The 20,153-nt window shown below is 68.0% G+C and carries 21 protein-coding genes; 15 read left to right on the plus strand and 6 right to left on the minus strand.

All coding sequences use genetic code 11. The features are described from left to right. Positions 1-74: 74 nt before the first annotated feature. Together ACFVTE_RS21790 and ACFVTE_RS21795 are read left to right on the plus strand one after the other, a co-directional pair. Positions 75-1,613 carry an amino acid permease gene (locus ACFVTE_RS21790; RefSeq protein ID WP_387104234.1) on the plus strand — a complete coding sequence of 513 codons (1,539 nt, stop codon included), beginning with the start codon at positions 75-77 and terminating at the stop codon, positions 1,611-1,613. Next, the gene (locus tag ACFVTE_RS21795) at positions 1,610-3,343 is read left to right on the plus strand and encodes an FAD-dependent oxidoreductase (RefSeq protein ID WP_387104235.1); all 1,734 of its coding nucleotides are present in this window, start codon (positions 1,610-1,612) and stop codon (positions 3,341-3,343) included. The genes ACFVTE_RS21790 and ACFVTE_RS21795 overlap by 4 nt, the downstream gene beginning before the upstream one ends. 85 nt (positions 3,344-3,428) lie before the next feature. Here ACFVTE_RS21795 and ACFVTE_RS21800 read toward each other — a convergent pair whose 3' ends face one another. The 4 genes from ACFVTE_RS21800 to ACFVTE_RS21815 all read right to left on the minus strand — a co-directional run bounded on the left by ACFVTE_RS21800 (position 3,429) and on the right by ACFVTE_RS21815 (position 6,705). Then, positions 3,429-3,953 carry a gamma carbonic anhydrase family protein gene (locus ACFVTE_RS21800; RefSeq protein ID WP_387104236.1) on the minus strand — a complete coding sequence of 175 codons (525 nt, stop codon included), beginning with the start codon at positions 3,951-3,953 and terminating at the stop codon, positions 3,429-3,431. 104 nt (positions 3,954-4,057) lie between these two features. Next, positions 4,058-4,804 (minus strand): haloacid dehalogenase type II, encoded by a 747-nt coding sequence (locus tag ACFVTE_RS21805; RefSeq protein WP_387104238.1) that lies wholly within the window; start codon positions 4,802-4,804, stop codon positions 4,058-4,060. A 23-nt stretch (positions 4,805-4,827) separates the two neighbouring features. Beyond that, entirely contained in the window at positions 4,828-5,166 is a 339-nt protein-coding gene (locus ACFVTE_RS21810; RefSeq protein WP_387104316.1) for a DMT family transporter, read from the minus strand. A gap of 126 nt (positions 5,167-5,292) precedes the next feature. After that, a complete protein-coding gene (locus ACFVTE_RS21815; RefSeq protein ID WP_387104239.1) occupies positions 5,293-6,705 on the minus strand; it encodes a PLP-dependent aminotransferase family protein in 1,413 nt (470 codons plus the stop codon). Between ACFVTE_RS21815 and ACFVTE_RS21820 the strand changes: the two genes are divergently transcribed. Continuing rightward, complete coding sequence (locus ACFVTE_RS21820) at positions 6,704-7,663, plus strand: DMT family transporter (RefSeq protein WP_387104241.1); 960 nt, start codon at positions 6,704-6,706, stop codon at positions 7,661-7,663. The two genes, ACFVTE_RS21815 and ACFVTE_RS21820, sit on opposite strands and share 2 nt — an antisense overlap. A gap of 24 nt (positions 7,664-7,687) precedes the next feature. Here ACFVTE_RS21820 and ACFVTE_RS21825 read toward each other — a convergent pair whose 3' ends face one another. Continuing rightward, on the minus strand, positions 7,688-8,047 hold the full coding sequence (locus tag ACFVTE_RS21825) for a class I SAM-dependent methyltransferase (protein WP_387104244.1): 360 nt from the start codon (positions 8,045-8,047) through the stop codon (positions 7,688-7,690). A 143-nt stretch (positions 8,048-8,190) separates the two neighbouring features. Next, complete coding sequence (gene purU / locus ACFVTE_RS21830) at positions 8,191-9,051, minus strand: formyltetrahydrofolate deformylase (RefSeq protein WP_387104245.1); 861 nt, start codon at positions 9,049-9,051, stop codon at positions 8,191-8,193. Between the two features lie 303 nt (positions 9,052-9,354). On the opposite strand from purU, the gene glyA reads away from it, so the two are divergent. The 12 genes from glyA (at position 9,355) to ACFVTE_RS21890 (ending at position 20,122) form a co-directional block, all read left to right on the plus strand. Continuing rightward, positions 9,355-10,659, plus strand: coding sequence for a serine hydroxymethyltransferase (gene glyA, locus ACFVTE_RS21835; RefSeq protein ID WP_387104247.1), 1,305 nt, complete (start codon positions 9,355-9,357; stop codon positions 10,657-10,659). Positions 10,660-10,662: 3 nt separating this feature from the next. After that, complete coding sequence (locus tag ACFVTE_RS21840) at positions 10,663-11,562, plus strand: bifunctional methylenetetrahydrofolate dehydrogenase/methenyltetrahydrofolate cyclohydrolase (RefSeq protein WP_387104248.1); 900 nt, start codon at positions 10,663-10,665, stop codon at positions 11,560-11,562. Positions 11,563-11,726: 164 nt separating this feature from the next. Further along, a complete protein-coding gene (locus ACFVTE_RS21845; protein WP_387104250.1) occupies positions 11,727-12,911 on the plus strand; it encodes a sensor histidine kinase in 1,185 nt (394 codons plus the stop codon). Beyond that, positions 12,908-13,573, plus strand: coding sequence for a response regulator (locus tag ACFVTE_RS21850; protein WP_387104253.1), 666 nt, complete (start codon positions 12,908-12,910; stop codon positions 13,571-13,573). The genes ACFVTE_RS21845 and ACFVTE_RS21850 overlap by 4 nt, the downstream gene beginning before the upstream one ends. Before the next feature lie 156 nt (positions 13,574-13,729). Next, the gene (locus ACFVTE_RS21855; RefSeq protein WP_387104255.1) at positions 13,730-14,050 is read left to right on the plus strand and encodes an SHOCT domain-containing protein; all 321 of its coding nucleotides are present in this window, start codon (positions 13,730-13,732) and stop codon (positions 14,048-14,050) included. 195 nt (positions 14,051-14,245) lie between these two features. Continuing rightward, on the plus strand, positions 14,246-15,181 hold the full coding sequence (locus ACFVTE_RS21860) for an ABC transporter ATP-binding protein (RefSeq protein ID WP_387104318.1): 936 nt from the start codon (positions 14,246-14,248) through the stop codon (positions 15,179-15,181). Positions 15,182-15,281: 100 nt separating this feature from the next. After that, positions 15,282-16,100, plus strand: coding sequence for an ABC transporter permease (locus tag ACFVTE_RS21865; RefSeq protein ID WP_387104320.1), 819 nt, complete (start codon positions 15,282-15,284; stop codon positions 16,098-16,100). Beyond that, positions 16,097-16,930: an ABC transporter permease gene (locus tag ACFVTE_RS21870; RefSeq protein ID WP_387104258.1), complete on the plus strand. Its 834-nt coding sequence runs from the start codon at positions 16,097-16,099 to the stop codon at positions 16,928-16,930. The genes ACFVTE_RS21865 and ACFVTE_RS21870 overlap by 4 nt, the downstream gene beginning before the upstream one ends. A gap of 63 nt (positions 16,931-16,993) precedes the next feature. Continuing rightward, the gene (locus tag ACFVTE_RS21875) at positions 16,994-17,557 is read left to right on the plus strand and encodes a hypothetical protein (protein WP_387104259.1); all 564 of its coding nucleotides are present in this window, start codon (positions 16,994-16,996) and stop codon (positions 17,555-17,557) included. A gap of 10 nt (positions 17,558-17,567) precedes the next feature. Beyond that, positions 17,568-18,401 carry an exodeoxyribonuclease III gene (locus ACFVTE_RS21880; protein ID WP_387104261.1) on the plus strand — a complete coding sequence of 278 codons (834 nt, stop codon included), beginning with the start codon at positions 17,568-17,570 and terminating at the stop codon, positions 18,399-18,401. A gap of 19 nt (positions 18,402-18,420) precedes the next feature. Next, positions 18,421-19,509 carry a tryptophan--tRNA ligase gene (gene trpS, locus ACFVTE_RS21885; RefSeq protein WP_387104264.1) on the plus strand — a complete coding sequence of 363 codons (1,089 nt, stop codon included), beginning with the start codon at positions 18,421-18,423 and terminating at the stop codon, positions 19,507-19,509. 4 nt (positions 19,510-19,513) lie between these two features. Then, the gene (locus ACFVTE_RS21890) at positions 19,514-20,122 is read left to right on the plus strand and encodes a 2'-5' RNA ligase family protein (RefSeq protein WP_387104323.1); all 609 of its coding nucleotides are present in this window, start codon (positions 19,514-19,516) and stop codon (positions 20,120-20,122) included. The last annotated feature ends 31 nt before the right edge of the window (positions 20,123-20,153 follow it).

Consider the following 20,153-nt stretch of genomic DNA (forward strand, 5'->3'; position numbering starts at 1 on the left):
ACGGAAAGCCCCCAACTACCCACGAACGGACGTCAACGATGACTGTGCCCACCCAAGCAGGAGAACGGCCTCCGATGCAGGCCGGCCGCCCCGGACTGGCAGCCCAGCTGCTTCGCCGCAAGCCGATCGGACAGATGGTCCAGGAAGCCGAATCGGGCCACGGCGGAACCCGCCTGGTCCGCAGCTTCGGGGTCCTGCAGCTGACGATGATCAGCGTGGGCGCCACCCTCGGCACCGGCATCCTGGTGATCCTGGGCGAGTCCGTGCCGCTGGCCGGACCGGCCATCTGGATCTCGTTCGCCATCGCCGGCCTGGCCGCGCTGCTCTCCGCCGTCTCCTACGCCGAAATGGCCGGCCTGGTGCCTGCCGCGGGCTCCAGCTACTCCTACACGTACGCCACCATGGGCGAGGGCATGGCCTGGATCTGCGGCTGGTGCCTGGTACTCGAATACGCGGTTTCCGTCGCGGCGGTGGCCGTGGGCGCCGGCCAGTACGTCAACGAAACGCTGGGCGTCTTCGGGCTGGTTCTGCCGGACGGGGTGTCGCAGCCCCCGGGCGACGGCGGTCTGGTCAACGTCCCGGCCATGGTGATCGTGGTGTTGGCCATGGTCCTGCTGGTCCGCGGCGCCAAGGAAAGCGCATGGATCAACACCGCGATCGTGCTCATCAAGGTGGGCATCCTGGTCTTCTTCTGCGCCGTGGCCTTCACCGCCTTCAACGGCGGCCACTTCGAACCGCTCCTGCCGATGGGCGCCGCCGGCGTCTCGGCAGCCGCCTCCCGGGTGTTCTTCTCCTACATCGGCTTCGACGCCGCCTCCACCGCGGGCGAGGAAGCCCGCAACCCCAAGCGCGACCTGCCCCGGGCCATCATGCTGTCCATGCTGATCGTCACCACCATCTACGTGCTCGTCGCGGTGGCAGCAATCGGCGCCCGCCCCTGGGGCTGGTTCGACGGCACCGAGGCTGCACTGGTGAAGATCCTGGAGGAAATCACCGGCCAGCCGTGGATCGCGCTGGTGTTCGCCGTCGGCGCTGTCCTCGCCATCGCCAGCATCGTGCTGACCGTGCTCTACGGACAGACCCGCATCCTTCTGTCCATGTCCCGCGACGGGCTGGTTCCCCGCATCTTTGGCCGCGTCTCCCACCGCACCGGCACACCAGTGGCCGGAACGCTGATCGTGGGGACCGCCGTCGCCCTCACCGCAGGGCTGGTCCCGCTGGGCGCGCTCGCGGACGCCACCAGCATCGGCACCCTGTTTGCGTTCGCCCTCGTGAACGTGGCAGTCATCCATCTCCGCCGCACCCGGCCGGAGCTCAGGCGCACTTTCCGGGTTCCGCTGTTTCCGCTCACGCCGATCCTGGGCGCGCTGATGTGCATCTACCTGATGGCCAACCTGGGTGCAGACACGTGGGTGACCTTCGGAGTCTGGATGCTCGTGGGCCTTGCCGCCTACCTCGGTTACGGCCGGCGGCACTCACGGGTAGCCGCACTGGGGCAGGAGGAATACCGTGAACTATCCGGCCGTGATTTTTCCGCAGCGCCTGCACCCGCTGAACAGACCATCCCCACCAGTAAGACAACACACGAGACCACGGAGACAGACCTTCCATGACAACCGCCACCGAACTGCCGGCCTTCGACCCGTCCAGCACCACGACCACCGCGCCCGGCCTGCCGGGAGCCGGAGCGCCGGACCAGGCCCCGGTGACCATGCTGAACCCCGACTTCCCGTTCAGCTACGACCACTACCTGTCCCACCCGGACGGGCTGGGGTCGGTCCCGCCGGAGCTGCACGGCACCGAAGTCGCCGTGGTGGGCGCCGGGTTGTCCGGGCTGGTGACGGCCTACGAACTGATGAAGCTCGGGCTGCGTCCGGTGCTCTACGAGGCTGACCAGCTGGGCGGGCGGCTGCGCACTGCCAGCTTCCCCGCGGCCCCGGACGTGGTGGCGGATCTGGGCGGCATGCGATTCCCGGTTTCCGGCAAGGCGTTCTACCACTATGTGGATCTGCTGGGACTGGAGACGCAGGACTTCCCCAACCCGCTGGCCCCGGCCACCTCCAGCACCGTGATTGAGCTGGCAGGGCAGAAGCATTACGCCACCACGTCGGCGGACCTGCCGCCGTTTTTCCGCGAAGTCGCCGACGCCTGGAAAGCGGCCGTGAACGACGGCGCGCAGTTCACCCAGATGCAGGAGGCCATCCGGGCGCGGGACACGGCCCGGATCAAGGAACTCTGGAACGAGCTCCTTCCCGAGCTGGACGAGGAGACGTTCTACGGCTTCATCGCCGGCAGCCAGGCGTTCCGGAAGGCGGGCTTCGCGCACCGCGAGGCGTTCGGCCAGGTTGGCTTCGGCACCGGCGGCTGGGACACCGACTTCCCCAACTCCATCCTGGAAATCCTCCGCGTCGTCTACACCGACGCCGACGACCAGCACCGGCTCATCGCCGGGGGAGCGCAAAGGCTCCCCGAGGCACTCTGGCGCCACGCGCCGTCGGGCATGGTGCACTGGCCGGAGGGGACATCCCTGGCGTCCCTGCACTCAGGCTCCCCCCGGGGAGCGGTGGAGCGGATCAGCCGGGACAGCGACGGCAACCTCCGGATCCGGGAGCGCTGGGGGAGGGAAGCCTCCTACCCGGCAGTGGTCACCACCTGCCAGTCGTGGCTGCTGTCCACCCGGATCCACACCGAGGAGGCCCTGTTCCCGGCGGAGCTGTGGACGGCGATCGAGCGCTCACACTACATGCAATCGTCCAAGACGTTCGTGATGGTGGACCGGCCCTTCTGGAAGGACATCGATCCGGAAACAGGCCGGGAGGTGCTGTCCATGACGCTCACGGACCGGCTCAACCGCGCCACCTACCTGCTGGACAACGGCCCGGACCAGCCCGCCGTCATCCTGCTGTCCTACACCTGGAACGACGACGCGCTGAAGTGGCTGGCGCTCGACGCCGACGAACGCGTGGAGCTGATGCTGCACTCGCTCGAGCAGATCTACCCCGGCGTGGACATCGCCAGCCACATCGTGGGCCAGCCGATCACCGTCTCCTGGGAGGCCGACCCCAACTTCATGGGCGCGTTCAAGGCGAACCTGCCCGGGCACTACCGCTACCAGCAGCGGCTCTTCACGCACTTCAAACAGGACAGGCTGCCGGAAAACCAGCGCGGCATCTTCCTCGCCGGCGATGACGTGTCCTTCACCGCCGGCTGGGCCGAGGGCGCCGTGACCACGGGGCTGAACGCGGTGTGGGGCGTGGTGAACCACCTCGGCGGCTCTTCGGCACCCGGCAACCCCGGCCCCGGCGACCTGCTGGACGAGCTGGGCCCGATCAGCCTGGACTAGCCCCATCAGCCTGGACTGACGCGCCGGGCCCAACTAAGTAGCACTTCAGGGCGTTCCCAGCGCTGGGAAGGCCCTGTGCTGCGACCTACTTGCTGGCGTGGAGTTCGCGGTGCGCCCGGGCGAGCTCGCGGTAGCGGGCAGCGTTGCCCTTCACGCCGTCGAACTCCTCATCGGTGAGTTCCCGGCGGACCTTGGCCGGGACCCCGGCCACCAGCGAGCGGGGCGGGACTACCGTCCCTTCCAGCACGACGGCGCCGGCCGCCACGAGCGAGCCGGCGCCGATCACCGCCCCATTGAGGATGGTGGCGCCCATGCCGATGAGGCAGTCGTCCTCGACGGTGCAGCCATGGACGACGGCGCTGTGCCCGACGCTGACGCGCGCCCCGACGCTGCAGGGGAAGCCGGGGTCGGCATGCAGGACCACGTTGTCCTGCAGGTTGCTGCCGGTGCCCACGGTGATGGCGGCGGTATCGGCCCGCACGGAGACGCCGTAGAACGCGCTGGCGTCCTCGGCGAGCGTGGCGCGGCCGATGACGGACGCCGTCGGCGCAACGAAAACGGAGGGGTGGATGTCCGGCGTGTCACCGGCGAAGGGGTAAATGGGAGCCATGCCCCCAAGCCTAGGACACCATGGACGGATGCCCCCTCCTTTGGAGTTTTTGTCCACTTGTCGCGACTTCCGGGGCGTTTAAGTCGCGATATCTGGACGAAAACTCAATCCGAGAGGGTGAGGGTGCGTGCCAGCTGGATGAAGTCCGGCGCCACGGCATCCCAGTTGGATTCCGGGGCCAGGTCCGTGGTCTGCCCCGGCCCGTGCTCGGTTGCCCGCGGGACGAACGCGGTGGCCAGCCCGGCGGCCCGGGCCGCGCCAAGATCCCCGTTGTGGGCGGCAACCAGCATGACCTCGCCCGGGTGGAGCCGAAGGAAAGAGGCGGCGCCGAGATAGGCCGCGGGATCGGGCTTGTAGACCCGGAGCAGGTCCAGGCCCACCACTAGATCCCATGGGAGCCCGGCGTTCTTGGCCATATTGACCAGCAGGGCGGTGTTCCCGTTGGACAGCGGCCCGATGACGTAGCGGCCCCTCAACTGGTGCAGGCCAGCACGGACATCCGGCCACGCGGGCAGCCGCTGCCAGGCGCCGTTGAGTTCCTCGAGATCCTCGCCTGCAAAGCCGGACGGGGAGAGCCCGCTCCATTCGAGGATGCGCTTCAGGTTTTCCAGATGCAGCTGGTCCAACGGAACGTAGCCGCGTTGGCCCGAGCGGACCGCTTCCATGGACGGCTGGTACTCCGCCCGCCATTTGTCCGCCAGATCGAACGGGTCCAGTGCGAGCCCGTGTTTCTCCGCGAACCTCCCGAGCTCCGCGGCCACGCCGGACCGCCAGTCGACCACCGTTCCGAAGGTGTCGAACAGCACGGCTTTGAGCTGCCGCCCAGTGGACGGTGAAAGGAAGGCCGCCATAAGATCTCCTGCCGGGGAGTCCGTCAGTGTGCTCCGCCGACATTCAACACGACGACGCCGGCAACCACCAGTGCGATCCCCAGGACCTTCATCAGGTTCAGTTCCTCGCCGAGGAAGACGGCGCCGATGGCCACGATGGCAACCGTCCCGAGGCCTGACCAGAGGGCATACGCCACCCCGACCGGCACACTCTTGATCACCTGCGACAGGAGCGCGAAGGCAATGCCGTAGGACGCCAGGCACCAGACGCTGGGCCAGAGCCGGCTGAATCCTTCGGTCGATTTCAGGAGGCTGGTGCCCAGGACCTCCGCGGCGATCGCCAGTGCCAGATACACGTAGCCCAAGAAGCTGTCCTTTCCCATTGCGGTGGCCTGGCCGGCGTCCTGCCGGCGTGGTGCACCAAAGACGCTGTGCACCAAAGACTCTGTGCATCCAAGACGTTGCGCACCCAGACCACTTCCCATCCTAGGTGCCCGCAGAACGCGGACTTACCCGATGCCTCGCGAGAGCTGCTGGCCGAGTACCCGGGCGCCTTCGGGGAAGGCACCCGGGTTGGGACCCGCGTAGTTGAGCCGGATGAACGGCCCCGCCGGTTCGGCAGGGAACCACTCCGTTCCGGCGGCAATGATGACGCCGGCGCTTTCGCAGTTGCGGGCGAGCTGTTCGACGTCGGTCCCGTCCGGAAGGCGTGCCCAGAGGTTCAGGCCGCCCTTGGGGACATTCTCGATGTGGGCCTGCGGTGCGTGCTGGACCAGGCTCGTGAGCAGGAGATCGCGGCGGGACTGGAGCTGGTGCCGGAGGCTTCTCAGGTGGGTCTGCCAGGCCGGCTGCGTGACAACGTCGAGTGCGGCAGCCTGGAGCAGGCCGCTGACATACATTGACTCTGCTGCCCGGTCGGCCAGGATGCGGTCCCGCGCCGGGCCGCGGGCGATGACGGCGGCTACGCGGACAGCGGGGGAGACGCTCTTGGTCAGCGAACGGAGATACACGACGTGGCCGGAATCGTCGCGGGCCGCCACGGGCTGGGCCGTGGTGGTGATGCCGAAGTCGTGTGCCCAGTCGTCCTCGAGGAGGAATGCGCCGTTCCGGCGGACGACGTCCAGCACCTGTTCGCCGCGCCGGTCGTCCCATTGCGCGCCGGTGGGGTTCGCGTAGTTCGGCTGGGCATAAAACATCCGTGCCCCCGTCTCTTCGAAGGCGCGGGCCAGCTCGTCCGGGTCCGGTCCGCCGGCGCCGCTGGGCACGGGAATGACCCGGACGCCTGCCTGCGCCGCGGCAAGGATGGCTCCCCAGTAGGTCGGCGATTCCAAGAGCAGCGGCTGCCCGTAACCGACCAGTGCCCTGAAGATGGAGCTGAGGCCGCTTTGGCTGCCGGGAAGTACGACGACGTCACTCGGGGTTGGCGGGGCAAATCCGGCCGGGGTGGAACTTGCGAGTTCGTGGGCAAACCAGGACTGCAGTTCGGGCAGCCCCGCCGCCGGGGGCCGGGACAGCGCTGCCTCGCCGCGGGCCGCCCGTGTGAGCGCGGAACGCACCAGCCGCTCGGGCAGGAGCTCGCGGTCCGGATAACCGGAATGGAACGCAATGACATCGTTAGGTGCGGTGCGCATTGCCGCAGAGCCGGGCCGAAGCGGCGCCTGCGGTGAACGCAGGGCCGCCGTCTGCCAGCCGTAGTCCGACGGCCGCGCGGTCCGGACAGCGCGCACGAATGTCCCCACGCCTGGCCGGCTTTCGATGACGCCTTCCCTCGTGAGGGTCTGCAATGCCTTCTGAACGGTCACGGGGCTGGCCTGGTACTCCGCGACGAGCGACCGCGTCGACGGCAGTCTCGATCCCGGCACCGCCGCTGCAACCCACTGCCTCAGTCGCGACGCAATGCGGGAACTGCTATCGTCATTCATGAGAGACAATAGTAGCGCTACTGTTCCAGTTCGCACAGTGATATCGTCCCCCGCCGGATCGTCCCCCGTTGCGTCTGCCCGCAATCACGCCGGAATCTGGTGGGGCCTCCTGGGAGTGGCGGCCTTCTCGTTCACCGTTCCCTTTACCCGCCTCGCGGTCGAGGGGCTTTCACCGCTGTTCATTGGCTCGGCCCGGGCGGTGGTGGCGGCTGCCCTGGCCGCCGCGGCCCTCGCGCTGACGCGGCAGCGCCTGCCCCGCGGCAGGGAGTGGCTTCGCCTGGCGGTGGTCGCCGGAGGGGTCGTCGCCGGGTTCCCCCTGCTCACCTCCTTCGCGCTCACCACTGCGCCGGCCAGCCATGGGGCCGTAGTGATCGCCCTGCTCCCGGCTGCGACGGCGACGATGTCGGCACTCCGCGGCCATGAGCGTCCACGAACAGGGTTCTGGATCGCGACCGGAGCGGGAGCGGTTGCCGCCGTTGCCTTCGCCCTTGCGCAGCCAGGTGGCTTCGGCCAGCTGCAGTGGACGGATCTGCTGTTCTTCGGTGCCGTGCTGGCCGCCGCCGTGGGGTATGCAGAGGGCGGCCTGCTGGCCCGCGAGCTTGGCGCGTGGCAGACCATATCCTGGGCCCTCGTCCTCGCCTCGCCCGTGATGGTGGTTCTTGTTGCTGTCTCCGTGTCCCAGCAGCCGCCCGCGGGCACGGCGGTGCAGTGGGCCGCCTTCGCTTACCTCGGCGTCGTCAGCATGTTTCTGGGCTTCTTCGCCTGGTACCACGGCCTTGCCATCGGGCCGATGGCGCAGGTGAGCCAGGTGCAGCTCGCCCAGCCGGTGATGAGCATCTGCTGGGCTGCGCTGCTGCTCGGCGAGCAGCTGACGTGGGCCACCGTCGTCGGCGGACTTGCGGTCATCCTCTGCGCCGGCGCCGCCGTCCGCGTGCGGCTCGGGTCGCCGCCGTCCTAAAGAGGCGGTCAGGTAGGGCGGCGGTCAGGGAAGGGCGACGGCGATCGGCGCACCCGGTTCTGCCACCCGCTCAAGTTCGCGCACGACGTCGTCCGCCTGGTCTGCCGTGAGCCCCTCCAGTGACTGGACCGCCCAGATCGCCGGGAACGTGTTCGCGGCGAAGGGCAGGCTCGTGGGCTCTGCCACGGACACGCTCAGGCGGCGGGCCATGGCGTACCGGACGTTGCCGCCGAAGGGATCAACGCCTGTGTAGTGGATGCCGGCCTGGACAAACCGGACGCCGTCGTCGCCCGGACCACAGCATACGTCCAGCACGGCGTGCCTTCCCTGGGCCTTGAGCAGGGCGATGAACGGTTCCAGCGAGGTTTCTGTCAGCAGAGTCATCGTGTTAACCAGTCTTGGTTAAAACCCCTTGCGTGTGAACCGTCCCCGGGACCCAAACCGCCGCGGGCATCTGCCCGCGGCGGTTTTAGGCGGCGACGGCAAGTCGGCCAAACAGGAATCAGTTAGTTCCAAACAGGAATCAGTTAGTTAAAGACGACCGTCCGGTTGCCATCCAGGAGCACGCGGTGCTCGGCGTGCCACTGCACGGCCTGGGCCAGGGTGCGGCCCTCCACGTCCCGGCCCATCTGCACGAACTGCTCCGGCGTGCGCGCGTGGTCCACGCGGATGACTTCCTGCTCGATGATTGGGCCCTCGTCCAGCGCGGCGGTGACGTAGTGCGCCGTGGCCCCGATCAGCTTCACGCCGCGGGCATGGGCCTGGTGGTAGGGCTTGGCGCCCTTGAAGGAGGGCAGGAAGGAGTGGTGGATGTTGATGGCCTTGCCGGTCAGCTCGGTGCACAGGTCATCCGAGATGATCTGCATGTAGCGGGCGAGGACGGTCAGTTCGACGCCCTCCTCGGCGATGATCTTGCGCAGCTGGTCCTCGGCCTGGTCCTTGGTGTCGGGCGTCACCGGGATGTAGTGGAACGGGATGCCGTAGAACTCGGCCAAGCCCGCCAGGTCGCGGTGGTTGGAGACGATCGCGGGGATCTCGATGGGCAGGGTGCCCGAGCGCTGCAGGAACAGGAGGTCGTTCAGGCAGTGGGCGGACTTGCTGGCCATCAGCAGGGTACGGACCTTGCGGCCGACGGGGTTCAGGTTCCACTGCATGCCGAAGGCTTCGGCAACCGGCTCCAGGGCAGCAACCACTTCGCTTTGGGATGCGGTGGTGGTGGCTTCCACGCGCATGAAGAAGGTGCCGGTGGACTCGCTGCCGTACTGCTGTGAGTCCGTAATATTGCAGCCCGCCACGAGCAGGGCGCCGGCTACGGCGTGCACAATTCCGGGGCGGTCAGGGCAGGACAGGGTTACTACGTACGATTTGGCGAGCTGGTCTTCATTCACGAAGAACAGCCTACCCGCGCGTCGGTTCCGGTTTTGATACTGTGGTGGCGTCGCAACTGGCGTTTGGGTGGCTAACCACCAGGGAGCGGCACTCACGAAGACCACGGATCGTACGCCTGGGCCGAGGGTCATGTTTTGCCGGTAGCGCTGCGCTTCTCGAAGAGCAGCCACCCAGTGCGCTGCGGCGCCCGTAGCAGACCTGCGCCCGGAACCATTTCCGGATGATGGTCATCGAAGGGCGGAGCAACGTTCCAGCCGGTAGCCTGACCTTTAGCAGTGCCCATCCCTAGCCAGGAGTTCTTCGTGACTACTTCACCGACTTCCGTTAGCACCTCCTCTGTCAGCAACCAGCCGCTGGCTGAACTCGACCCCGAGATCGCCGCAGTACTGGACCAGGAACTCGGCCGCCAGCGCGGCACCCTGGAAATGATCGCCTCCGAAAACTTCGCGCCCCGCGCGGTCATGGAAGCCCAGGGCTCCGTTCTGACCAACAAGTACGCCGAGGGCTACCCGGGCCGCCGCTACTACGGCGGCTGCGAGTACGTGGACGTCGCCGAGCAGCTGGCGATCGACCGGGTCAAGGACCTGTTCGGCGCCGAATACGCCAACGTCCAGCCGCACTCCGGCGCGCAGGCCAACGCGGCCGCGCTGCACGCCATGATCACCCCGGGCGACAAGATCCTGGGCCTCTCCCTGGCGCACGGCGGCCACCTGACGCACGGCATGAAGCTGAACTTCTCCGGCAAGCTCTACGAAGTTGCCGCTTACCAGGTCGAGGAAGACACCTTCCGGATCGACATGGACAAGCTGCGCGAGCAGGCCATCGCCGAGAAGCCGCAGGTCATCATTGCCGGCTGGTCCGCATACCCGCGCCACCTCGACTTCGCAGCCTTCCGCTCCATCGCCGATGAAGTTGGTGCCCTGCTCTGGACCGACATGGCGCACTTCGCCGGCCTCGTCGCCGCGGGACTGCACCCGAGCCCGGTGCCGCACTCCGACGTCGTCACCTCCACCGTGCACAAGACGCTGTCCGGCCCGCGCTCCGGCGTCATCCTGGCCAAGCAGGAATGGGCCAAGAAGCTCAACTCAGCCGTCTTCCCGGGCCAGCAGGGCGGCCCGCTCATGCACGTCATCGCCGCCAAGGCCGTTGCCTTCAAGATCGCCGGCACCGCCGAATTCAAGGAGCGCCAGGAGCGCGTCCTGGAAGGCGCCAAGATCATCGCCGACCGCCTCAACCAGTCCGATGTTGCCGAGGCCGGCGTCTCCGTCCTCACCGGCGGCACCGATGTCCACCTGGTGCTGGTCGACCTGCGCAACTCGCAGCTGGACGGCCAGCAGGCCGAGGACCTCCTGCACTCCGTGGGCATTACCGTCAACCGCAACGCCGTGCCGTTCGACCCGCGCCCGCCGATGGTCACCTCCGGCCTGCGCATCGGCACCCCGGCCCTGGCCACCCGCGGCTTCGGCGCCACCGAATTCACCGAGGTTGCCGAGATCATCGCCACCGCGCTGAAGTCCGGTTCCGCCACCGACGTGGAGGCCCTGCAGGCCCGCGTGGACAAGCTCGCTGCCGACTTCCCGCTGTACCCGCAGCACGAGCAGTGGTGATCCGTGACTGAAACCGCAAAAACCGCGCAGATCCTTGACGGCAAGGCTACCGCCGCTGCCATCAAGGCCGAACTGACCGAACGCGTGGCCGCACTCAAGGCCAAGGGCGTCACTCCGGGACTGGGCACCATTCTGGTGGGGTCCGACCCCGGCAGCACCTGGTACGTGGGCGGCAAACACAAGGACTGCGCCGAGGTGGGCATCAACTCCATCCGCCGCGACCTGCCCGAGGAAACCACCCAGGACGAGCTCCTGGCCGTGGTCCGCGAGCTGAACGACAACCCGGAGTGCACGGGCTACATCGTCCAGCTGCCGCTGCCCAAGCACATCGACCAGGACGTCATCCTGGAGGCCATGGATCCGGACAAGGACGCCGACGGCCTGCACCCGATGAACCTGGGCCGGCTCGTGGCCAACATCAGCGGCCCCATGAAGTCCCCGCTGCCCTGCACTCCCAAGGGCTGCGTGGAACTGCTCAGCCGGCACGGCATTGACCTGAAGGGCAAGCGCGTCCTCGTGGTGGGCCGCGGCGTGACCATCGGCCGCCCGGTAGGCCTGCTGCTGACCCGCAAGGACGTCAACGCCACGGTCGTGCTGGCCCACACCGGCACCGCCGACCTGCCCGCCGAACTCCGGCAGGCCGACGTCGTGATCGCCGCGGCCGGCGTGCCGCACCTGGTCAAGGCGGAGGACCTCAAGCCGGGGGCCATCGTGCTCGACGTCGGCGTGAGCCGTGTTGACGACGGCACCGGCAAGGCGGTGGTCACCGGAGACGTGCACCCCGGCGCCGCCGACGTCGCAGCCTGGCTGTCCCCGAACCCGGGCGGCGTGGGTCCGATGACCCGCGCCATGCTCCTGGCCAACGTGGTGGAAACCGCGGAACGCCAGGCGGGCATCGCTTAGCCACTGAGCTGGGCCCACGCCCGGGCCCACGCCGGCAGGGGTCCCTGACCGAGCTTGCGAGGTTGGGGTGCCGGTGGGGCGCAGGGCGCTTACTCCTCCGGGAGTAGGCGCCCTGCGCCGTTAAGCCGACGACGCGTGCGGCCTTCCCGGCTAGGCTCGGAAACATGCAGCGCCGTTTCCGGGGACCGCCCACAGCAGCCATCGTGGTTGCCGTGGCCATCTTCGAGGTGGTGGGCACCGTCTTCGCCTCGGCCCGGCAGCCTGACCACCGGCCACTGGATGCCCTTGCGTTCGTCCTGGTGCTGGCAGGACCGGCCGCGCTGTCGCTGCGGCGCCGCGCCCCGCTGGTGATGCTTCCGGCCGCCGCTGTGTCCGTTGGCGCGTACCTGGCCCTTGGCTATGCGTGGGGGCCCGTGTTCCTGGCGCTGGCGCTGGCGATCGTGCTCTCGGCCGCGGCCGGGAAGCGCTGGCAGACCTGGGCCGTGGCCGGCGCATGTGCAGCCGTCCTGGTGGCCGGCGCGGCAGCCAGCGGCGACGAGTTCGCCGTGGTCCGGGCCTTCGCCGGCACCTCGTGGCTGGCCATTCTCGTGCTGGTGGGGGAGGGCATCCGGCTGCGCACCGAGCGCGTGGCGGAACGGCACCGCCAGCGGGAGGCCCGCGAGCAGGCCGCCCGTGACGAATACCGGCTGGCACTGGCCCGCGACATCCACGACGTCGTTGCGCATTCCCTATCGCTCATCAACGTCCGCGCCTCCGTGGCGCTGCACCTCGGGGAGAAAGACCCGGAGCAGTTCCGGCCCGCGCTGGAGGCCATCAAGGCCGCGAGCAAGGATTCGCTGGCCGAGATCCGCCAGCTGCTGGGCGTGCTCCGGGAGGACGCCCCGCTCACCCCCGCGCCTCCGCCGCGGCTGGACCGGATTCCGGCCCTCGCCGACGACGCCCGCCGCGCCGGGCTCGAGGTCAGCGTGACCCAGTCGGAGGCAACTGCTGTGCAGCAGCTGCCCGATGCCGTCCAGGAAGCGGCGTACCGGATCGTCCAGGAAGCCCTGACCAACGTGGTGCGGCATTCCGGCGCCCGGAAGGCCGCCGTCGTCCTTGCCCTGGAGGGCCCGCCGCCGGCGGGGAACCCCGGAACGCAGCTCACCGTGACCGTTGACGACGACGGCGCCGGGGCCGCCGGGGTGCCGGAAGGGAACGGAGTGACGGGGATGCGGGAGAGGGCGGCCGCCGTGGGCGGTTCGCTGCACCTGGCGTCGTTGAACATGGCGCCGCTGCGCCCGGGCTGGCGGGTCCGGGCCGTGATACCGGTGGCGTGGCCGCCGGCCGGACCGGCACGGGAGGCGCCGTGATCCGCATCCTGCTGGCCGACGACCAGACCCTCATCCGTGCCGGCTTCCGCGCCCTCCTGAACGCCGAACCGGATATGGAGGTGGTGGCCGAGTGCGGAACCGGCCGCGACGCCGTCCGCCTGGCCGCCCGTGAGCGTCCCGACGTGGTGCTGATGGACATCCGGATGCCCGAGACGGACGGGCTGGAGGCCACCCGCAAAATCATGGCCGACCAGGGCCTCACCGGCACCCGCATCATCATCCTCACCACCTTCGAACTGGACGAATACATCGCGGAGGCGGTGCGCGCCGGCGCGGCAGGGTTCCTGGTGAAGGACACCGAACCCGAGGAGCTGCTCCGCGCCGTCCGGGTAGTGCATGACGGCGACGCCCTGCTCTCCCCGTCGGTCACCCGGCGCATCATGGCGCAGCTGGCGCTGCAGTCCCGGGCGACCATGGCTCCGGTGTCGCTGGCGAACATCACCGAACGCGAACGCGAGGTGCTGCGGCTCGTGGGGGAGGGCCTGAACAACGCGGAGATCGCGGAACGTCTGGTGATCACGCCGCTCACCGCCAAAACCCACGTCTCGCGCATCATGACCAAGCTGCTGGTCCGCGACCGCGCGCAGCTGGTGGTGCTGGCCTACGAATCGGGCCTCGTCCGGCCCGGCTGGGCGGGTTAGGCGCAGACCCGGCCGAGGCAGCAGGGGCGGGACTCCCGGCGGAGTACGCGGGGCACCCCAAGGTGACTCCCGGCGTCGGACGACCTGCCGGCGTCGGACGGCCAGACTCGAATCAGAGCCGAAGGCCGGCCCGTACCGAGATTTTGGGAGCATGACATGACTTCATCCCTAGCCACCGCGTTCGCGGTCCAGGCCGCGCAGCTGCTGGCCGACCCCGTCGCCCACGGCCCGTGGGCGGGCGGATTCTCGCCGTGGTTCCTGCTGTTCCCGCTGTTCTGGATCCTGGTGATCGGACTGATCATCTTTTTCGCCCGGCGCACCTGGCGGCGGAACCACGAGTGGGCCACCGCCCGCGGCGGCGAAAGCGTCCTGCGTGAGCGCTACGCACGGGGCGAAATCGACGAGACCGAATACCGGCAGCGGCTGGAGGTCCTCCGCGGGGACTCTCGGGGAGACTCCAGGGGCAACCGCCGGTAACGCCAACCGCAACGCGGGGTCAGATATCGCCCAATGATGCGGCCACATTGGGCGATATCTGACCCCGCGTTGCTGTTCCGGGGGTTTTGAGATTTAGCTATTCCTTTGGCTAACGCCGCGTACTAGCGTAATGGGGTGCCCGAACTCCATTCCGCTGAAGGAACCTCCAAGAAGCCTGTGCCCGACAACGAAACTCTGCCCGCCGCGCCGCGGTATGTGATCACCGCCGAGAACCTGACCAAGACCTACGGCGACGTCACCGCCGTCGACGGCATTTCCTTCAGCGTTCCGGCGGGGGAGTCCTTCGGGCTCCTCGGGCCCAACGGCGCGGGGAAGTCCACCACCATGAAAATGATCGGCGGAGTATCCCAGCGGACCTCCGGAAACCTGACCATCATGGGCCTGGACCCCGAGCAGAACGGTCCCGAGGTGCGCGCGCACCTGGGCGTGGTGCCGCAGCAGGACAACCTGGACGAGGAACTCAAGGTCCGGGACAACCTGCTGGTCTACGGCCGCTACTTCGGCCTGCCCATGAGCTACCTCAAGCCGAAGGCGGACGAGCTGCTCGAATTCGCCCAGCTGACGGACAAGGCCAGGTCCAAGGTGGACGCCCTGTCCGGTGGCATGAAGCGCCGCCTCACCATCGCACGCTCGCTCATCAACGAGCCCCGCATCCTGCTGCTCGACGAGCCCACCACGGGCCTGGACCCGCAGGCCAGGCACATCCTCTGGGACCGGCTCTTCCGGCTGAAGGAGCAGGGCGTCACGCTGATCCTCACCACGCACTACATGGACGAGGCCGAGCAGCTGTGCGACCGGCTGATCGTGGTGGACAAGGGCCGGATCATGGCCGAGGGCTCGCCGGCCTCGCTCATCCGGGACTACTCCACCCGCGAGGTCCTGGAGCTGCGGTTCGGGTCGGAGCGCAACGCCAGCATCGGTGCCGAGCTGGAGGGCATCGGCGAACGCCTGGAAACGCTCCCGGACCGGGTGCTCATTTACACGCACGACGGCGAGGCGGCGCTGGAGGAAGTCTCCGCGCGCGGACTGCGGCCACTGACGTCGCTGGTGCGCAGGTCATCGCTGGAGGACGTGTTTCTCCGGCTCACCGGCAGGAGCCTCGTTGACTGAGCCGTCGCCTGCTGTGCCGGCCGGCGGGCGCGCCGCCGGGGCAGCCACCGGGCCCGCCGCCGTCGGGGATTCACCGGAAGGCCCGACGGCGGGACGCACCCTGCGTGCCCACGCTCCGGAGGTGTCGGCCGCCAGGGCGCGGCGCTGGGGCGCGTTCTTCTACGCCGAGCAGGTCCTGCGCGTCATGAAGGGCTACGGCTGGTCCATCTTCCTGTACAGCGTGGGACAGCCGGCGGCGTACCTGTTCGCGATGGGGGTCGGCCTGGCCACGCTGGTGGACACCAACAGCGCCACCGCGTTCGGCGGGGTCAGTTACATCGCCTTCATCGCCCCGGCCCTGCTGGTGTCCGCCGCGGTCATGACGGCAGCCAACGAGTTCACCTTCCCGGTGATGGACGGCTTCAAATGGCGCCGCGTCTACTACGGGCCGCACGCCTCACCGCTGACCCCGGAGCAGATCGCGGGCGGTCAGATCATCGCGGTGACCCTGCGGTTCCTGCTGCAGTCCGTCATCTACTTCGTCATCGTCGCCATGTTTGGGGCATCACCCAGCGGCTGGGGCTGGGGCTCCGTGCTGGTGGCAACCCTGGCCGGTCTCTCGTTCGGGCTGCCGCTCATGGCCTACGCGGCATCCATCAAGGAGGACAAGGGCCAGTTCGCGATGGTGATGCGCTTCATCGTCATGCCGCTGTTCCTGTTCTCCGGCACGTTCTTCCCGCTGGACACGCTGCCCGTCCTGGTCCGCTGGGTCGGCTGGATCTCGCCCATCTGGCACGGCACGGAGCTGGGCCGGGTGATGACCTTCGGCTACGAGGAATCCCCGGCCCTGACCATCGTCCACGTCGTGTTCCTGCTGGCCCTGGCCTGGTTCGGCTGGGTCCTCACCAAGCGCCAATTCGCAAGGAGGATGGGGCAGTGACAGTCCTGACCCAGGGCCACGCCGTCACGGCCGAAGCCCGGAACCGGCGCTTCGGCCCGCTGTACTCACGCAACGCGCGTGCGGTGATCGGGCGCGGGCTGATGGCCACCAAGAGCAGCAACTGGCTGGTCATGTTGTCCGGGTTCTTCGAGCCGGTGCTGTTCCTGATTTCCATGGGCGTCGGGATGGGTGCCGTGGTGGGCTCGGTTGCCGGGCCGGGCGGCCAGGAAATCAGCTACGCGGCGTACATCGCACCGGCGCTCCTGGCGGTTTCGGCCATGAACGGGGCGGTGTACGACTCCACCTGGAACGTGTTCTTCAAGATGAACTTCGCCAGGCTCTACCAGGGGATGCTGTACACGTCGCTCGGGCCGCTGGACGTGGCCATCGGGGAGATCTTCCTGGCCCTGCTGCGCGGGCTGCTGTACGCCACCGGGTTCACGGCGGTCATGGCGGTGATGGGCCTGATCACCACCCCGTGGGCATTGCTGATGATTCCGGCCTCGGTGCTGATCGCTTTCGGGTTCGCCAGCTTCGGCATGGGCATCACCAGCTTCATGAAGACCTTTCAGCAGATGGATTGGGTGAACTTCATCATGCTGCCAATGTTCCTGTTCAGCGCCACGTTCTATCCGCTGAGCGTCTACCCCGAGTACATCCAGTGGCTGATCCAGGCCATGCCGCTGTGGCACGGGGTGGAGCTGCTGCGGCAGATCAGTGCCGCTTCCTTCACGCCCGCCACAGCCATCCACGTGGGCTACTACCTGGTGATGATCGTGCTGGGCCTCATGCTCACCACGGGCAGGCTCCGGAGTCTGTTCCTGAAGTAGGGCAGGTGTTCGCCGCCGGTGGAAGCGTCCTGGGGCGCTCCGCGGATTTGAGAGAATAGCTTCATGCAATCTCTGGGCAGCTCCAAGTCGTCATCCACCCCGGGCCGGGGCGGATTCTCTCTGTTCCGTATCAGCGGTCCGGGCCTGCTGGTCCTGGTCACCGCCTTCCTGGTGGCCGTGATCTTCGCCGCCAACCAGAACGACGTCGTCGGCTGGGTTGTTGCTGTCATCGCACTGTTCTGGCTCGCGCTTGCCTCCTTCGTGGTCTTCAGCATCCAGCGGGCGGCCAGGAAGGCCGGCGCCAAGATCAACGAGGCGCACAACGCGTTCAACGCCGCCACCGGCCGCGCGCCCTCCACCGTTTCGGCCGACCACGGCGGAACCCGCCTGGTGCGTGAACGCGGCGAGGCGGAGGAACTCCGGGACATGAAGCTGGACCACTCCTTCAAGATCGTGCAGGTGCAGGTGCGCGTGGTGGAGCAGGAACGGGCCAAGGGCGCAGCCGCGGACCAGGACACCATCCGCCGCGCCCTTGAGACCATCGAGATCACCGCCACCAACGCCCGTGACATGATCAAGTCGTCCGGCGGCTCCGGCGAGCCCGTGACCGGAACCATCATCGACTAGAGTGGAACGGGTGAGCTCGGCATTGAAGAAGGACCACCTTCGCATCGCAACAGTTAACGTCAACGGCCTCCGTGCTGCCTATAAAAAAGGCATGTCCGAGTGGCTCGCGACCCGCGAAGTGGACATCCTGACCCTGCAGGAAGTGCGTGCGCCTGACGCCATCGTCCGCCAGCTCATCGGCGAAGGCTGGCACATTCTGCACGCCGAAGCCGAGGCCAAAGGACGCGCCGGCGTCGCCATCGCCTCCCGCGAGGAGCCCCTCGTCACCCGCGACCACATCGGGGACGACTACTTCGCCACCGCCGGCCGTTGGGTGGAGGCGGACTTCCGGGTCCGCGACGCCGCAGGCAACGCATCCCAGCTGACCGTTGTGAGCGCCTACGTGCATTCCGGCGAGGCGGGCACCCCCAAGCAGGACGACAAGTACCGCTTCCTGGATGTCATGAGCACACGGCTTCCCGAGCTCACCAAACACAGCGACCACGCCCTGGTCACCGGTGACCTGAACGTCGGCCACACCGAGCTGGACATCAAGAACTGGAAGGGCAACGTCAAGCGTGCCGGCTTCCTGCCCGAGGAGCGCGCCTACTTTGACCGCTTCTTCGGTGAGGAAATCGGCTGGAAGGATGTCCACAGGGGCCTGGCGGGTAACGTCAACGGCCCCTACACCTGGTGGTCGCAGCGCGGCCAGGCCTTCGACAACGACACCGGCTGGCGCATCGACTACCACCTGGCCACCCCCGACCTCGCGGCCGCAGCAGTGCAGGCCGTCGTGGACCGGGCACCCTCGTGGGACACCCGCTTCTCTGACCATGCCCCGCTGGTAGTGGACTACCGGCTCTAGCTCCAAAGGCCCCCGACGAATGACCTCCACTTCCACCGTGACCGACGCCGCAGCTGTGCAGCCCGAAGCAGCCAACGGAACCCAGCCGGCTGCCGGCATCCGCCACCGCATCCTGTCCGGCATGCAGCCTTCCGCCGATTCCCTGCACCTTGGCAACTACCTCGGCGCCCTCGTGAACTGGGTGCGGATGCAGGACGAGTACGACGCCATCTTCTTCATCCCGGACCTGCACGCCATTACCGTTCCGCAGGACCCGGCCGAACTGGCCCGCCGCACACGGGTGACGGCCGCGCAGTACATCGCCGGCGGCGTGGACGTGGACAAGTGCACGCTGTTCGTCCAGTCCCAGGTGCCCGAACACGCCCAGCTCGCCTGGGTGCTGAACTGCATCACGGGCTTCGGCGAAGCCTCCCGCATGACGCAGTTCAAGGACAAGTCCCACAAGCAGGGCTCCGAGCACGCCAGCGTGGGCCTGTTCACCTACCCCATCCTGCAGGCGGCGGACATCCTGCTCTACCAGCCGCACGGCGTCCCAGTCGGCGAGGACCAGCGCCAGCACGTCGAGCTCAGCCGTGACCTCGCTGCACGCTTCAACACCCGCTTCGGCGAGACCTTCACCGTGCCCAAGCCCTTCATCCAGAAGGAATCGGCGAAGATCTACGACCTGCAGCACCCCACCGCAAAGATGTCCAAGTCCGCGGAATCCCCGGCTGGCCTGATCAACCTGCTCGACGAGCCCAAGGTCACGGCCAAGCGGATCAAGTCGGCGGTCACGGACACGGAGACGGAGATCCGCTTCGACCGGGAAACCAAGCCCGGCGTGTCCAACCTGCTCACCATCTACTCGGCCATCACCGGCAAGTCCGTGGACGCCCTCGTTGGCGAATACCAGGGCAAGATGTACGGCCACCTCAAGGTTGACCTCGCCGAAGTGGTGACCGAGCGGCTCACGCCGATCCGCGACCGCGCCAACGAACTGCTGGCAGACCCGGCGGAGCTGGACCGGCTGCTGGCCCACGGCGCCGACAAGGCCCGCGCGATCGCCTCCGCCACCCTCCAGGATGTCTATGCCAAGACTGGCTTCCTGCCGTATGCCGGAGCCCGCTAGCGAGATGCCGGCCCCCAAGCCCGCCAGCAGCGGAGTCAGCGACGGAATGAGCCTCGGGGTCATTCTGGGCTTCCCGCCTGAAATCGCCGAGGAACTGCAGCGGTGGCGGGCATCTTTCGGGGACCCCATGGCCACCGTCATTCCGGCGCACATCACCCTCGTGACCACCACACCCACGCACGACTGGGAAGCGGCCCGCGACCACGTGCGGGAGGTGGCCCGGACGCAGGCCCCGTTCATGGTGACCATCGCCGGAACGGGGTCCTTCCGGCCCGTCTCCCCGGTGGTGTTCATCAAGGTGGAGGACGGCTTCCAGGAATGCGTCGACCTGCACGAAAAGCTCCAGACCGGACCGCTCGAACGTGAGCTGCCCTTTCCCTACCACCCACACGTGACCATCGCCCACGACGTCGCACCGGAAAGCCTCGATGAGGCCGAAACGGTGCTGAAGGACTACAGGGCAACCTTCCCGGTGGTTAGCATGGGACTCTACGAGCACGACACTGACGGTATATGGCAGCTACGGGAAGAGCTTGACTTTGGTACCGAACCAGACGACGAACGGGACGCCCTCCGAGCAACAAACGCCGACGGAGCCACCGCTCCCCACTGAGCGTGCGCGGCTCAACCTTGAGGTCATCCGC

Origin of the sequence: Arthrobacter sp. NPDC058097 (assembly GCF_042884885.1) — a bacterium.
Taxonomy (GTDB): domain Bacteria; phylum Actinomycetota; class Actinomycetes; order Actinomycetales; family Micrococcaceae; genus Arthrobacter.